This is a genomic window from Neolewinella litorea, assembly GCF_004803465.1.
Lineage (GTDB): Bacteria > Bacteroidota > Bacteroidia > Chitinophagales > Saprospiraceae > Neolewinella > Neolewinella litorea.
On sequence record NZ_SRSF01000009.1, the window covers coordinates 55,575 to 69,326 of the forward strand.

Genomic DNA, 13,752 nt, shown 5'->3' on the forward strand with positions numbered 1-13,752 from the left:
CAAGGCAACGTTGGTACGTAGTTCCTCCGTCGGCCCCTCCCAGCGGCTGCCCCTCGTATGCTTATGAACTACACATTTATGCCTGACCGCCCCGGTATCCGTACCCTTTTCTTTTTGCTGTTCGCATTGCTTGGGGTCACGGGATTGCAGGCGCAGCTGGCCCTAACGGTCTCCAAAGCCGACATCAGCTGCCTGGGTGAACGCGACGGAACGATCACCGTGTCCGCCACCGGGGGGAGTCCCGCCTATGATTTTTCTATCGTCCGTACCCGTCCGGCCACCCCGCCGGTCACGGGTTCCAACTCCACGAACGCCAACGGGGTAACCATTGACTTTTCCAACCTCGACAGCGGAGAATATACCGTGACCGTTACCGACGCCGCCGGCAACAGTGCCAGCGACAACGTCGAGATTGAAGAACCGAATATCACTACCGCTATCGAGGTGGTGCAGGAAATTCAGTGCTTCGACGACACGAACGGCATCCTGGAGGCCGTGGTCTTCGACGGCAGCAACCCCATTTCCGATTACAGCGACTACACCTTTCGGTGGAGCAACGGCGCCACGACCCGGCGCATCACCGATCTCGGCCCGAGCCAGTACACCGTCACCGCCACCAATACCGCTACCGACTGTGAGACCACCGATACCGAAACCCTGCGGTCGCCCGGTCGCCTGGTGGTAAACAGCAGCCAGCTCAGGACCGACCCCGCCACCTGTAGCGGAGTAAGCGACGGTACGGTCGACGTCCCCATCTCCGGTGGCACCAAGAACACCAACGGCAATTACCGCCTCAACTGGTCGGACGGCCTCGAGGTCCTGGCCGACGGAATCAGGCGCACCGACCTGCAGCCGGGCAACTACGAGGTGACCGTCACCGACGCCAACAATTGTATGACCACCACCAGCTTCGTGGTGGCCGCCGAAAAAACCCTGCTGCTTACCGCCGCCCCGACCGACATCAGCTGTTTCGGCGACGCGAACGGTAGTATCTCGGTTACCGCCGGCTTCGAAGGCGCTACCCCCGATTATCCCTTCGAGTCGCGACTGCTCGCGGAGGACGGCACCGAACTGGTTGCTTACCAGACCGTAGGCAACCAGGGTCGCACGCCACGGGTCTACGAAGACCTCGGTCCCGGCACCTACCTCGTGGTACTGCGCGACCAGGATTCCGAAGGCTGTACCGTCACCGATACGATCACCATCAACGAGCCGCCCCTGCTGGAGATCGACACCGTGGAAACCACCGACTTCGGCTGCCCTGATGAGTTCGGCACCGCCCGGGTGGTCTTTACCGGCGGCACCGCCCCCTACACCTTCCGCTTTAAGAACGACAGCCTGCCCAACCCCTCCGATACGACGATGCGCTTCGATACGATCGTGATGGACACGAGCTTCCTGGACGAACTGCAGCCCGACACGAACTACGTGGCCTTCGTCACCGACGCCAACGGCTGTATCGATTCGCTGCGCTTCAAAATCTTCTCCCCGCCCCGGGCGAGTATTCAGCCCATCGCGGTCGACTCGGTGTCCTGCCCCTCCAGCAGCGACGGCCAACTCTTCACCGTCGTGACCCCGCCGCAGGGGGAAACCGTGACCGAGACCGCCTGGTACCGCATCAACAACGACGGTACCATTGGCGAGCAGGTCGACATCGGCACGCGTACGACCGCCGACCTGAGCGTGGGCTTCTACCTATTTGAAGCCACCATCTCCAACCAGTGCGTATCCCAGGCCATCGGCGAGGTGGCCAGCCCGGGACTGGTAGGTGTAGACAGCGTGAACCTGCAATCGCCCGTCTGCCTCGGCGACGCCAACGGCAGCATCTTCGTGTACCCCACGGGCGGCACGCCCCCCTACCGCTACGACTGGTCGGTCGACGGTGCCAGCACCTCTTCCAACTCCATTACCAACCTGACGGCCGGTACGTACCGCGTGACCATTACCGACGCCAATAACTGTCAGCCCGCCTTTGACACCCTCTTCGAACTGGAGGACCCGGTAGGTATCTCCGGTTCCTTCACCGATCTGCAGGGGGTAAGCTGCCCGGATGAAACCACCGCCGACGGTTCGGCCACCTTCGAGGCGCTCTTCAGCGACGGCAGCAGTGGGTCCTTCGATTTTTACTGGTCCAGCGGCGACACCATCACGGGTGCCACCAGTGCTACGGTGACCGGACTCACCCGCGGCCCCATCAGCGTTACAGTGACCGACGGGATCTGCCCCCAGGTGTTTACCGACACCATCACCAGTCCGGAAGAATTCAACATCGCCTTCACTACCGAGGACGTCAACTGCTTCGGGCAATCCGACGGCTCGGTAGTCGCCAACGTGACGGGCGGCACCCCTGCTTATACCTACGAGTGGATCGACCGGCCAGAAACGGGCAGCGGGATCGACAGTCTGCCCGCCGGCAGCTACAGCCTGCTCGTGACCGACGCCCAGGGTTGCAGCCCGGACACCGCCCAGGCAATAGTAAACCAGCCCGATCCGCTTACGCTTTCCATCAATCCCACCCTGACCACCCCAACGGTAACCTGTGCGGGCGACTCAAATGGGGTAGTAGCGGTCTTCGTGAGCAGCACCAACAATAACCCTCTGGCCGACCGCCCTTACCGCTGGTCTTCCAACGTAGCCGATAACGACGACAATGTAGCCGGCAACCTGACGCCCGGCACCTACGCGGTCACGGTCACCGACGTGGAGGGTTGTCGCGACAGTCTGCAGTACACCATCATCGATCCCCAGCCCATCACCTTCGCGGTCGAGGACATCCAGCCACCCCTGTGCTTCGGGGAAATGACCACGGTGCTGATCGATACCGCCTTCGGCGGGCAGTCGTCTGGATTCGACGACTTCACCTTCACCCTAAACAACGACGGCTTCCTGATGCCCATCGACCAGCCCGGCAGCACCTTCGCCGGCGAGGTCGTGGTGACGGTGTTCGACTCGGTGGGGTGCCGGTCCGACCTGACGCTCAACGTAGAGCAGCCCGAAGAGATCGTGATCGACCTGCCAGAGCGCCTGCTCGTTGATCTCGGGGATACCTTGCAGCAGCTCACACCCGTGGTGAATCCCATGAACAGCACTTACCGCTACCTGTGGACGCCGGCGGAATTTCTGTCGTCCGACAGCGTGGCCAACCCCTTCGTGACGCCCCTGCAAACCCGCATTTACACGCTTACCGTCACCAATGAGAATGGCTGTCAAGCTATGGAAGACATTCTCGTCGAGGTGGACGCCAACCGCAACGTTTACCTGCCCAATGCCTTCAGTCCAAACCAGGATGGCCGAAACGAGGACTTCCGCGTCTATGCCTGTCAGGGCGTAGTGGGCGTGCCCCGGGTAAACATTTTCAACCGCTGGGGCGGACTGGTCTACGAAGCGGTTGACATTCCCGCCAACTGTCTGGACGGCACCCTGCTCTGGGACGGTATGACGCCCAACGGCCAGCCGGTCGATCTGGGCGTGTACGTTTATACGGTCGAGGTTGCTTTCATTGACGGCGTGACCCTGCTGTACCGGGGGGATGTCACGGTGATCCGGTAATCGTCAATCCCTTATTTCCCTGCGTGCAGTTCCACCTGCAGGCGCTGCAGGTCGTCCCACTTTCCGGCGGCGGCCAGTGCCGCCTGTCGTGGCCAGCTGCCGGGGTCGTGCATGGCAAAGCGACTGCCGGCCTGCTGCAGCATAGCTTCCAGTTCGTCCACCGGGGTTTCGGCCAGCGTGGTCAGGTCGTGGATCCCGGCTTCCTTCAGTACCGTTTCAATTTCCGGGCCGATCCCCTCGACCGCGCGTAATCCCTCCGGGTGCCGTGGCTCGGCCGGTTGTTCGGGGTGGCGCTGCCGGTCGTCGGCGAGTTTACGGGCCTGCCCGATCCAGTCTTCCTCGCGCATCAGCTGGGCTACGTAACCGATTCGCGCGGCGTAGGATTCAAGGTCTTCGTCGTCCCAGTCGGCGATCTGCTCAAAGGTGTACACGCCTGCCTCGTACAGTTTCGACTGGTTGAAGGGGCCAATAGTGCGGATTCGGGTCAGGTCGTCGCGCCGCTGGTTCACTTCCCGGTACGATTCACCGATGCGGACCTCGTGGGTGGGTTTCCCGAGGTCGACCACCGGTTCGGGTTGGTCGGGACTGAGCCGTGCCACGCGGTCTTCGAGGGCCCGCAGCCGTTGTTCCAGTTCGGGGTTGCCACCGGCCCCGGCTTCGCGGCGTTCACCGGCACCTGCGTCCCCGCGCAACAATTGCTCGTTACGGGTCTTGAGGCCGATGATCTGGTCGTTGAGGTCCTCGATGGTGGAGGCGTAGCTTTGGTTGGTGGCGTTGAGTTGCTCGTTGCTGGCGCGGAGTTTGCGTAGTTCGTTGCTGATGCCGTCGAGATTCTTGCGGAACTCCCGTTGTTGCACGAGAATCTCGTCCTTTTCCGAGGTTATGCTGACCAGTTCGCGGGCTAGGGATTTCTGCTCTTCGTCGGTCGAGGTAAGGCGGTGCTGCAGGGAGTCCTTTTCCTTATCCGACTGCCGGAGCTGGTGCCGCAGCCGCCCGGTTTGCCGGCGCTGGATCAGCCAGCCGACCAGTAATCCGAGGGTAAAAAGGAGCAGTCCGAGGATCGCAAAGATCAGCAGGTACTGCGTGGTAAGCGTGGCCAGGTACTCGACGAAGTCGTTGATCAACTGCATGGCGGGTGGGGATGGTGCCCGGGAAAGATACCATACTCCAGTCCTACCTTCCTATTGCCGCGCAAATGCTAGAAAGGAATATCGTCGTCGGTATTCATCTTGCTCGGCAGGGTACCGCCTCCGTAGGGTTGTTGGGGCTGACCGCCGGTGATGGCGTTGGACGGTAGAAGGTCGAAGTCCGGGTCGTCCAGATCGCTGAAGCGGGCAAAATCACTGTCGAACCGCAACCGGATATCGCGGGCCTCACCGTGGCGGTTTTTCCCGATGATCACCTCGGCAACACCCGCGAGGCTGTTGCCTTGCTCGTCTTCGGTAATCTTGTAGTACTCGGGGCGGTAGAGGAACATGACCATATCCGCGTCTTGCTCTATGCTATTGTGAACCACCACGTCATTGGCTACAAAGTTGTGGGGGCCCGGCACGGTCAAATCAAATACCTCTTCCATACCGGCTGCCTCGATGGAAGCGATTTGATCCCAGTAGATGTCACTGCCCGATAATTGGGCCAGGGAATAGCTGTTGGCAGCGGTGGCTACGGCCAAAGCCCTATCCCGACTAAGATTAGATTTATAGAGCGCTGTTCCACAGTATTGCATACCCAGTGCTGACTGTAAGCGTCGGGTAGGGATGCCGTAAAGATCTAGATCTCGCTTAACAATTGTTTGCCAGACTGATTTCGGAATGACGTCGCGGTTGGTATTTTCTTCCCGCGCTTCCATATAAGCGCGTATCTCTTCTAACGCTGCCATTTTATAGGCACCTACGGCACCTATCCGGTCGCAAAATTTCAGGATATTGGACTTCCCGGTAACGATCACGTGGTACTGGTCACGTCCCTTTTCGGGTTGGGGAACAACCTGTATTTTGGCAGTGATCCCCATCGACAGTAACAAATGCTGGACGTCATTAGCCAGTCGCGTACTGCTGGTGGCATAGTATACTCCGGGGTAGGGACGCTTACCCCCTACCATTTTTACGCAGCCGTCCGTTGCCCACAAGTGGCGCAGGAAACGACCCTGTTGATCCTTGCCGGTTTGGAATACCGAGTCGGGAACGAACTTTTCGTATGATCGAAGACCCCAAATTCCCATTTTGTCAAGCCATTCCGCCACGGCATTTCGTACACCATGTGTATGGTTCCGGGTCGAGGTAAGGTACACTTGGTACCAACGGGAGCCTGAAGCGGCCGACGATTCAAGTTTCACCCGGGGACGAATCTTATTCCCGAAACAACGGGAAGTCAGATCCGCAACCGTATCAGCTAGATCCCTCTCCCGTGTAGTGTACTGAACGGAATGGTTGGGCAACGTACAACCGTCGCCGATCAGGTGGCCCAATAGTGCTAACTCGTCGTCCGACATCAAATTGCGGTTACCCTCAACATTAGGGACACAGCGTGGTGTAGCCAAGTGTTCTCCCGTAGTAAGTTCATCCAATCGCTTCCAGCCGTCAACGGTGAGGAATTTGTGGTTGGCCGTGGCCTTGATGGTCCGGCCCAACCGGGTAGTGAGGCGGTAAGCCTGTTTTCTTCCGGTGCTGAAAGCGGCGCTGACCATGCTGGGCACCAACTTGTAGTTGTCGTCGGTGGCCCAGACACGAAAGCCGCCGCGGGGATACTGTTCGACCAACTGCCGAATGGGCACGCGGCGCCCGTCTCCGGCGAGGGTAACCAGTGAATCTCCGGTGAGACATCCCGATTCCCGCAAGTCACTGAGCTGTGGCCGCTTGTCGCCGCCCCGGGTTTCCACCGCCCGGCTCAGCTGCGAAAGGGCGATAACGGGCACTTCCAGTTCCTTGGCCAGGCCCTTCAGCGAGCGGCTGATGGCCGATACTTCCTGTTCGCGGTTGCCGCCCTTGTTGGCCTCTCCGCTGCCCGACATTAGCTGCAGGTAGTCGATGATCACCATACTGATCCCCTTTTCGAGCTTGAGGCGGCGGCACTTGGCCCGCAATTCGAAGACGTTGATGCCCGGGGTGTCGTCGATGTAGATAGGGGCCTCGCCGATGTGGTTCATGGCGTTGACCAGGCGGGTCCACTCGTCATCGGTGAACTTGCCGTTGCGCATCTTCTGGCCGTTCACCTCGGCGTCCTGGCTGAAGATCCGGCCGGCCAACTGGGCGGCGCTCATCTCCAGGCTGAACACGGCGACGCCGTGTCCGTATTCGGCGGCCGCATTACGGGCCATGGAAAGTACAAAACTCGTCTTGCCCATGGCCGGGCGGGCCGCTACGATGATGAGGTCGGAGGGTTGCAGTCCCGAGGTAAGGCGGTCAAGGTCGGTGAAGCCCGTCGGGATACCAGTGAGCCCGTCCTCCTTTTCGCGCAGCATGGTCAGCTGATCGAGCAACTGGTTGGCCAGGGTGCCCATATCGGCTACCTGCTTGCCCATGTTACGCTCGGTGATCTCGAAGACGTAGTTGCCGGCCTTGTCGAGCAGGTCGAGCACGTCGGTGCTGTCTTCGTAGGCATCGCGGATAATCTCCGTGCTGGTGCGGATCAGCTCCCGCTGGATGAATTTCTCGGTAACGATGCGGGCGTGGTACTCGATGTTGGCCGAGCTGGTCACCTTGCTCGTAAGCTGGGCCAGGTAGGCGGCGCCACCCACTACTTCCAGCTCCTCGTGCTTGCGCAGGTCCTCCATAACCATCAGCAGGTCGATGGGCTGGCTGCGCTCGAAGAGGCGGCGCATGCTGCGGTAGATCGCCTGGTGCGCGGGCTTGTAGAACGACTCCGGCGAGATGATGTCCAGCACCTTGGTCATCGCTTCCTTCTCAATCAGGATGGCGGACAGGATCGCCTCCTCCAGGTCCGGAGCCTGGGGCGGAAGTTTGCTGTAAGCGGGCAGGTTTGCTTCCTCCAGTCGGCTGCGACTGTTGTAAGCCAGGGCCGTGCTGCCGTTGCCGTTGCTCCTGCGTTCGTATTTTTTATCCTTCGCCATCTTATCCCAAAGGTACTCCCTTTTTCTAACAATTTGTTGTTGATAACACTGTGGAGAACCAAATTGTCCTGTGGATAACGTTCCCCGTTATGCACATTTCTGGTCCGCCAAATTGGGGACTTTTTCTGGTCGGGTGCCCCGCTTATCCTTATTGGCTTACGCCGTATTCGCCCGCGGGCACCTCGCTGACGTCCATCATTTCAAACGGCTCCCAGCTTGCCCCGGGCACCAGTGCCTTGCGGTAGGCCAGATGCACGCGGTGGATGTCGGTGTTCATTTGCCGACAGGTGTCCACCATCAGCTTGTTGTGCCCCCGGATGGTGGCCATATCCACGTAGCGGTAGGTGCGGCTCGTGTGGCGGTCGCCGCTCTGGAACATGGCGTCGACCATGAGCGGGTACACGCCCTGCCGCTGGTAGTCCTTCGCGATGCCGAAAGCGATGCCCTTGCAGTTGCGCGGGTGCTTCTGGAACTTCAGGCGGTAGAGAAATTTGGGCATCCCGACCCAGTTGAGGCGCCCCTTGAGTCCCTGCAGGAAACAGTTGATGTCGGGGATCAGCCCCGCCAGCCCGATGGGCCGTCCTTCGCGGTTGTAGGCGATGCAGGTCAGGTGGGGGTCCATGATGGGCTTCATCTGCTGGAAGGTGGGGTAGATGTCGTCGCCCGTCAGCGGCTTGAAGTAGGGCCAGTGGTTAAAGGCGGCGTTGTAGGCCTCGGCAAAGTCGTCGGCCCCCTTGCGCAGGTTGTTGGCCTGGATCTGCTCGGTGTAGAGCCCGTAGCGTTCCCGCACGCGGGCGGCCAGTTTGCCGAGCCGTTCGCCGGGGAATTCCGATACCACGCCCCGCATTGTCAGGCACTGCTCGTGGGGCTGGTAACCGGCTTCCTCGAAGAAACTTTGGTAGTAGGGCGGGTTGTAAGTTTCCTGGTAGATCGGCCGGTACCACCCCCGCACCAGCAGTCCCCAGAACTTGTCGCGCTCCCCGAAGTTGATGGGACCGTCAACGGCCTGCATACCGCGGGCGCGCAGCCAATCTTCCGCTACCGCGAACAGTTGCCGGGCCACTGCGGCATCCTCCACCGACTCAAAAAAGCCGATACCGCCCGCCGGCAGTTCGAGTTGCTGGTTCCTTTCCGTATCCACGAAGGCGGCGATGCGGCCCACGGGGCGTTTGCCGTCCTTTACCACCCATCGCATGAGGTTGTCGCCCCGGTAGGCGGAATTTTTCTCGCCCAGGATGCCTTCAATGTCGCTGCGCAGGGGGTAGACGTACTGCCGGTTGCCGGCGTAGACGGTGTCGAGTACGCCGTGCCAGTCTTTCCAGTTTCTGTTCTCCTCTATTCGGTAGTCCGCCATGCGCGCAAAGGTAGCAAGGCAGGGAGTTATGCCTTCCCCTACCGGACGACGCCTTCGAGCAAGACCTCTTCCAAGCGGGTACCGTCGTCGGCGTGGAGCACCGATATGTCCCCCGTCGTTTCCAGTACCACGGCCCGCACCTGGCTCATGGTGATCACGTTGGCCTCCCGCAGTTTGGCGATGATCTCCGAGCGGCTCACGTTGGTCTTGCGCATGTTCTCAACGAGAAATTCCGGCCCGTCCATCAAGAGGGTGGGTTCGTTTTCCGCCACGTCCTGCACGGTGGGATAGTGAAGCTTCAGCTTGGCATACACCTGCTGGAAAAAGGCGATCGTACCGAAGGCGATCGCGCCCTTGAGTATGGATTGCCCCCCGTTCATGACTACCGAGGCGATCACCGTGCCCATAGCGATGGTCGACGCAAAGTCAAAGCTGCTCATCTTCGCAAAGGTGCGCAGCCCCGAGAGGCGAACGATCACGATCACGATGGAGAAAAAGATGAAGACGCTCGCTACCGTCTCCAGTAGTGTCGACATAGGAGCAGTTAGCCAGTTTTCCATGCGGAAGTTTCCTTTGCTAAGCAGGCCCCCGCGGCAAATGTTTGTTTACCGCCCCGCCCACGCGGTATAGCCGCCGTCTAGGTTGTACACCTTCTGGAAGCCGGCCTCGGTCATGAGCTCGCAGGCCTGGTTGCTGCGGCCACCGACGGCGCAGTACACTAGGTAGGTCGGGTCGCGGTCGAGTTCCGCCAACTTCGTCGCGAACTGCGGGTCGCGAAAGTCAAGTTCCAGTGCCCCGTCGATCTTGCCGTCGCGGATTTCTCCGGGCGTCCGCACGTCCAGTACCACCACGTTCTCCCCCTTCATCTTTTCCGCAAATTCCGCCGGTGAAAGGTTTTCGTGCGCGGGCGCGGGTGCCGGGGCCACGGGCGCAACGGCATTTTCCGCTGCGGATGGCGGCGGCGTGGTCGCGGTGTCGGTCTCGGGTCCGCAGGCCAGCAGGGCAACTGCCAGCAGCATCGGTAGGTATTTCATGGGGTGTAGGCGTTGATGCCACCGTCGAGGTGGATGAGGTTCTTGAGTCCGGCGTTCTTCATCAGGGTGCAGGCACGTACGCTGCGCCGTCCGCTGCGGCAGTAGACGAGGTAGGTTTTGTCGGGGTCCAGGGCTTCCATCTGTTCCAGGAAGTCGGATCCCAGGTAGTTGATGTTCCGGGCCCCCTCCAGGTGGAATTCGGCGAATTCCCGGGCGTTGCGCACGTCGATCACCGTACCCGGCTCGGCCGCGGCGCGCAGACGGTCGAATTCCTCCGGACCCACGTTCTTGAGTTCCTGCTTAAGCAGCTGCCAGCGGGGAATGGGGCAGGACGGCGGCGGGACATCTTCCATAGGGATGGTATTTTAGTGCGAAGTTGTAAAGATAACGGATGAGAACAGCGACCGGGTTGGCATTGGCCAGTATCTTTTGGTGGGCGGCCTGCGGAACCTCGCGGGAGCCGGACCGGATCTCCCTCACTACCCCCGAAGGGGAAGTAACCATCCGCGTCAACGACAGGCCCGTACTCAGCTACGCCACCGCTACCCAGCTCCCCGCGGGAGAGGAAGAACACTACGCCCGCAGTGGCTTCATCCATCCCGTGTATACCCCCGCCGGACGGATGGTCACCGACGATTTCCCCCTTGGTCATACCCACCAGCATGGTATCTTCACGGCCTGGACCGGCACCACTTTCCGGGGTGAGGCCGTGGACTTCTGGAACCAGCACAAGGAAACGGGTACCGTCCGCCACGCCGAGCTCCTCGAAACCTACGACTCGGCGGGGGTGGCCGGCTTCCGCACGAGACTGGAGCAGGTGAGCTTGCGCGACGGCCCGGTCCTCAGCGAGGACTGGCGCGTGCGGGTCTACGATCACGGCGATCCCTATGTCTGGGACCTTCGCAGCGCCCAGACCAACGTGACCAACGATACCCTATACCTAGAAAAGTACACTTACGGCGGACTCGGTGTGCGCGGCAGCGCCGCATGGTACGCGTCGGACAGTGTGGCATTTACCGGCGAAGCACGCTTCCTGACCAGCGAGGGGCTCGACCGGGAGGCCGCCAACCACACACGGCCCGACTGGGTCGCGATCTACGGACCGCTATCCGCCAGGGACGGGGGCGGGACGGGCGGACTGGCGGTATTCCCCCACCCGGACAATTTTCGGGCACCGCAATTTGTGCGTGTCCACCCGGATATGCCCTACCTTTCGGTAAGCCCGGTGGTGGACGAAGGGTTCGCCCTTCCGCCCGGGCAGACCTACGTGGCGCGTTACCGCTTCGTAGTCTTTGATGGCGAGCCTGATCCGGAGGTTCTTTCCACCTTCTCCTGGCACACCTTCGCGGCGCACGAGCCTTAGGGGTGTCATCCCTTTCGCTCCCGCTTTGTTAACAATGCAATCATGCACGAGCAGGTACTAAGGCGGGTCATTCTTCTCGGCACCGTGGCCATCCTGGGCATCGTTGGTATGCAAACGTATTGGGTAGCCACCACCTGGAACCTGAACGATACCGAGTTCAGCCAAAAAGCCCAACTGGCCCTTTACGGCGTGGCCCGGCAGCTGGCCGCGGAGAACAACACCAGCCTGCCCAAGCGGGACATCGTTCGGCAGCGCAGCAGCAACTACTTCATCGTCAATACCGAAAGCGAGATTGACGCCCAGCGCCTGGAATTTCTCATGCAGCAGGAGCTGCAGCGGCTGAATCTGGACATCGACTTCGAGTACGCCATTTTCGACTGCTCGACGAACGAGATGGCCTACGGCGGCTACTGTTTCGCCGATTCCGAACCCCGCCCCCCCGCGGCCAGGGCCGGTAACCTGCCGCCCGACGAGAACCTGCTCTACTACTTCGGCGTCAAGTTCCCCACCCGCATCGGTTACATCTGGCAGAAGATGCAACTGGTGGTATTCCTGTCGGTCATCCTCATCCTTACGGTGGCCTTCTTCTCCTATTCCCTGGTGGTCATCCTGCGGCAGCGGCGGCTCGCCACCATGCAGAAGGAGTTCATCGACAACATGACGCACGAGTTCAAAACGCCCCTCTCTACCATCCGCATTGCCGCCACGGTGCTGGCACGGGACGAGCGCGTCGCCCGCGATGCCCGCCTGTCGCGCTACGCCCGCTTGATCCACGAGCAATACGAGCGCCTTAACGGGCAGGTGGAAAAGGTGCTCCAGATCGCCAGCATTGAAAAGGGGGATTTCAATATCAAACGCGAGCGGATCGATTTACAGGAAATCCTCCCGCCCTTGCTCAGCAGCGCCCGGGCCCGCACCGAGGAACGCGACGGCCACCTTACCTGGCAGCTGCCGGAGCGGCCGCTGCCCCTGTACGCCGACCCCCTCCACCTGGCCAATATCCTGCACAACCTACTGGACAACGCCGTCAAGTACGGCGGCCCCTCCCCCCGCATTGCCGTGATCGGCCGCGTGGCCCACGACCACCTTCACCTGGCCGTGAGCGACAACGGGCCCGGCATTGCCCCGGAACACCAGGATCGGCTGTTCGAGAAGTTCTACCGGGTACCGACCGGCGACGTCCACGACGTCAAGGGTTTCGGACTGGGGCTCTACTACGTCGCCCAGATCTGCCGGGCACACCGCTGGGACATTCGCGTGGAGAGCAAGCCGGGCCGTGGGACGACCTTGCACCTGCGCCTGCCACTATCCACCTCCCCCGAAGCCGTACCCGCGTGAGTAAAGCCCGCCTGCTATACGTGGAAGACGACGAAAGCCTGGGATTCGTCACCCGCGACAACCTCGAACTGAGCGGTTTTGAGGTGGTGCACCTGGCCGACGGACAGCAGGCCGCCCAACGTATCGCCGCCGGGGAACTCGACTTTGACCTCTGTCTCCTCGACGTGATGCTCCCGGGCACGGACGGCTTCACGCTTGCCCGCCTGATCCGGGACCAAAACCGGGATGTTCCCATCCTGTTCCTCACCGCCAAAAGCCTCAAGGAAGACCGCCTGCACGGACTACGCCTCGGCGCCGACGACTACATCACCAAACCGTTCAGCATCGAGGAACTGATCCTCAAGATCGAAGTCTTCCTCCGCCGCAACCGGATAAGGCCGGCCTCCCCATCCTTCGATCCCGATTGTCTGGGGGACTACCGCTTCGATATGGACCAGCTGCTGCTCACCCACCGGCCCACCGGCGAAACGCGCCGCCTTACCCAGCGGGAGGCTGAGTTATTGCAACTCCTGAGCACCAACCGGGAAAAGGTGCTGGAACGCGGGGAAATCCTGGAGCGCATCTGGGGAGAAAACGATTATTTCCTGGGCCGCAGCCTGGACGTATTCGTCAGCCGGCTGCGCAAATACCTGCGCCAGGACCCCCGCCTGAAGATCGAGAACATCCACGGGGTGGGATTCACCCTGACGGTGGCCGATCAGTGACGGTAGTACATCAGTATGCCACCAAAGAGGGTGATCAGCACCAGCAGGACCGTAGCCATGCGAATACTGCGCCGCAGGTAATTGCCGAAATCACGGATGGCCGCGGCGTGGACGGGGTAGGCGGTCACGATCTCTTCCTCCATACGCCGCTGACTGAGGATCTGGGCGGCGGTGAAATCGACGTCGGTCCGCACCAGTTCCCGGTAGGCCCGCAAAACTTTAGCCCGGAAGTACAGGTTCACGAACAGCATCGCCAGGAACAGGGCGATTACGATGGTAATTAGGACTACGAACATGACATTGAACACAACTTGAAAGCAGGGAAGTTGCGGTGATCCGAA

At 60.8% G+C, this 13,752-nt stretch carries 11 protein-coding genes; 4 read left to right on the top strand and 7 right to left on the bottom strand.

Features of this window, described 5'->3' with window-relative positions:
- Positions 1-78 precede the first annotated feature (78 nt).
- Positions 79-3,549: a T9SS type B sorting domain-containing protein gene (locus tag E4021_RS15180; RefSeq protein WP_168797632.1), complete on the top strand. Its 3,471-nt coding sequence runs from the start codon at positions 79-81 to the stop codon at positions 3,547-3,549.
- 11 nt (positions 3,550-3,560) lie between these two features.
- On the opposite strand, the gene E4021_RS15185 is transcribed toward E4021_RS15180, so the two are convergent.
- The 6 genes from E4021_RS15185 to E4021_RS15210 all read right to left on the bottom strand — a co-directional run bounded on the left by E4021_RS15185 (position 3,561) and on the right by E4021_RS15210 (position 10,359).
- The gene (locus E4021_RS15185; RefSeq protein ID WP_136460229.1) at positions 3,561-4,679 is read right to left on the bottom strand and encodes a helix-hairpin-helix domain-containing protein; all 1,119 of its coding nucleotides are present in this window, start codon (positions 4,677-4,679) and stop codon (positions 3,561-3,563) included.
- Between the two features lie 68 nt (positions 4,680-4,747).
- On the bottom strand, positions 4,748-7,618 hold the full coding sequence (locus tag E4021_RS15190; RefSeq protein ID WP_211097033.1) for a replicative DNA helicase: 2,871 nt from the start codon (positions 7,616-7,618) through the stop codon (positions 4,748-4,750).
- Between the two features lie 148 nt (positions 7,619-7,766).
- Positions 7,767-8,972 (bottom strand): hypothetical protein, encoded by a 1,206-nt coding sequence (locus E4021_RS15195; RefSeq protein ID WP_136460230.1) that lies wholly within the window; start codon positions 8,970-8,972, stop codon positions 7,767-7,769.
- Positions 8,973-9,010: 38 nt separating this feature from the next.
- Entirely contained in the window at positions 9,011-9,508 is a 498-nt protein-coding gene (locus E4021_RS15200) for a DUF421 domain-containing protein (RefSeq protein WP_211097034.1), read from the bottom strand.
- Positions 9,509-9,577: 69 nt separating this feature from the next.
- Positions 9,578-10,006 (bottom strand): rhodanese-like domain-containing protein, encoded by a 429-nt coding sequence (locus E4021_RS15205; RefSeq protein ID WP_246050310.1) that lies wholly within the window; start codon positions 10,004-10,006, stop codon positions 9,578-9,580.
- Positions 10,003-10,359, bottom strand: a complete 357-nt coding sequence (locus E4021_RS15210) for a rhodanese-like domain-containing protein (RefSeq protein WP_136460232.1) — start codon at positions 10,357-10,359, stop codon at positions 10,003-10,005. The genes E4021_RS15205 and E4021_RS15210 overlap by 4 nt, the downstream gene beginning before the upstream one ends.
- A gap of 38 nt (positions 10,360-10,397) precedes the next feature.
- On the opposite strand from E4021_RS15210, the gene E4021_RS15215 reads away from it, so the two are divergent.
- Genes E4021_RS15215 through E4021_RS15225 form a run of 3 tightly spaced genes read left to right on the top strand, consistent with a single transcriptional unit; the run spans position 10,398 to position 13,411 of the window.
- Positions 10,398-11,369 (top strand): DUF6807 domain-containing protein, encoded by a 972-nt coding sequence (locus tag E4021_RS15215; RefSeq protein WP_136460233.1) that lies wholly within the window; start codon positions 10,398-10,400, stop codon positions 11,367-11,369.
- Between the two features lie 42 nt (positions 11,370-11,411).
- Complete coding sequence (locus E4021_RS15220) at positions 11,412-12,707, top strand: sensor histidine kinase (protein WP_136460234.1); 1,296 nt, start codon at positions 11,412-11,414, stop codon at positions 12,705-12,707.
- Positions 12,704-13,411 (top strand): response regulator transcription factor, encoded by a 708-nt coding sequence (locus E4021_RS15225; RefSeq protein WP_136460235.1) that lies wholly within the window; start codon positions 12,704-12,706, stop codon positions 13,409-13,411. The genes E4021_RS15220 and E4021_RS15225 overlap by 4 nt, the downstream gene beginning before the upstream one ends.
- On the opposite strand, the gene E4021_RS15230 is transcribed toward E4021_RS15225, so the two are convergent.
- Complete coding sequence (locus E4021_RS15230) at positions 13,405-13,707, bottom strand: hypothetical protein (protein ID WP_136460236.1); 303 nt, start codon at positions 13,705-13,707, stop codon at positions 13,405-13,407. The genes E4021_RS15225 and E4021_RS15230 overlap by 7 nt on opposite strands.
- Positions 13,708-13,752 lie beyond the last annotated feature (45 nt).

Excerpts from the sequence above, each read along its gene's own strand:
- E4021_RS15190 (WP_211097033.1), bottom strand. The coding sequence starts at position 7,618 with ATGGCGAAGGATAAAAAATACGAACGCAGGAGCAACGGCAACGGCAGC.
- E4021_RS15205 (WP_246050310.1), bottom strand. The coding sequence starts at position 10,006 with ATGAAATACCTACCGATGCTGCTGGCAGTTGCCCTGCTGGCCTGCGGA.
- E4021_RS15180 (WP_168797632.1), top strand. The coding sequence starts at position 79 with ATGCCTGACCGCCCCGGTATCCGTACCCTTTTCTTTTTGCTGTTCGCA.
- E4021_RS15215 (WP_136460233.1), top strand. The coding sequence starts at position 10,398 with ATGAGAACAGCGACCGGGTTGGCATTGGCCAGTATCTTTTGGTGGGCG.
- E4021_RS15185 (WP_136460229.1), bottom strand. The coding sequence starts at position 4,679 with ATGCAGTTGATCAACGACTTCGTCGAGTACCTGGCCACGCTTACCACG.
- E4021_RS15195 (WP_136460230.1), bottom strand. The coding sequence starts at position 8,972 with ATGGCGGACTACCGAATAGAGGAGAACAGAAACTGGAAAGACTGGCAC.
- E4021_RS15230 (WP_136460236.1), bottom strand. The coding sequence starts at position 13,707 with ATGTTCGTAGTCCTAATTACCATCGTAATCGCCCTGTTCCTGGCGATG.
- E4021_RS15220 (WP_136460234.1), top strand. The coding sequence starts at position 11,412 with ATGCACGAGCAGGTACTAAGGCGGGTCATTCTTCTCGGCACCGTGGCC.
- E4021_RS15200 (WP_211097034.1), bottom strand. The coding sequence starts at position 9,508 with ATGTCGACACTACTGGAGACGGTAGCGAGCGTCTTCATCTTTTTCTCC.
- E4021_RS15210 (WP_136460232.1), bottom strand. The coding sequence starts at position 10,359 with ATGGAAGATGTCCCGCCGCCGTCCTGCCCCATTCCCCGCTGGCAGCTG.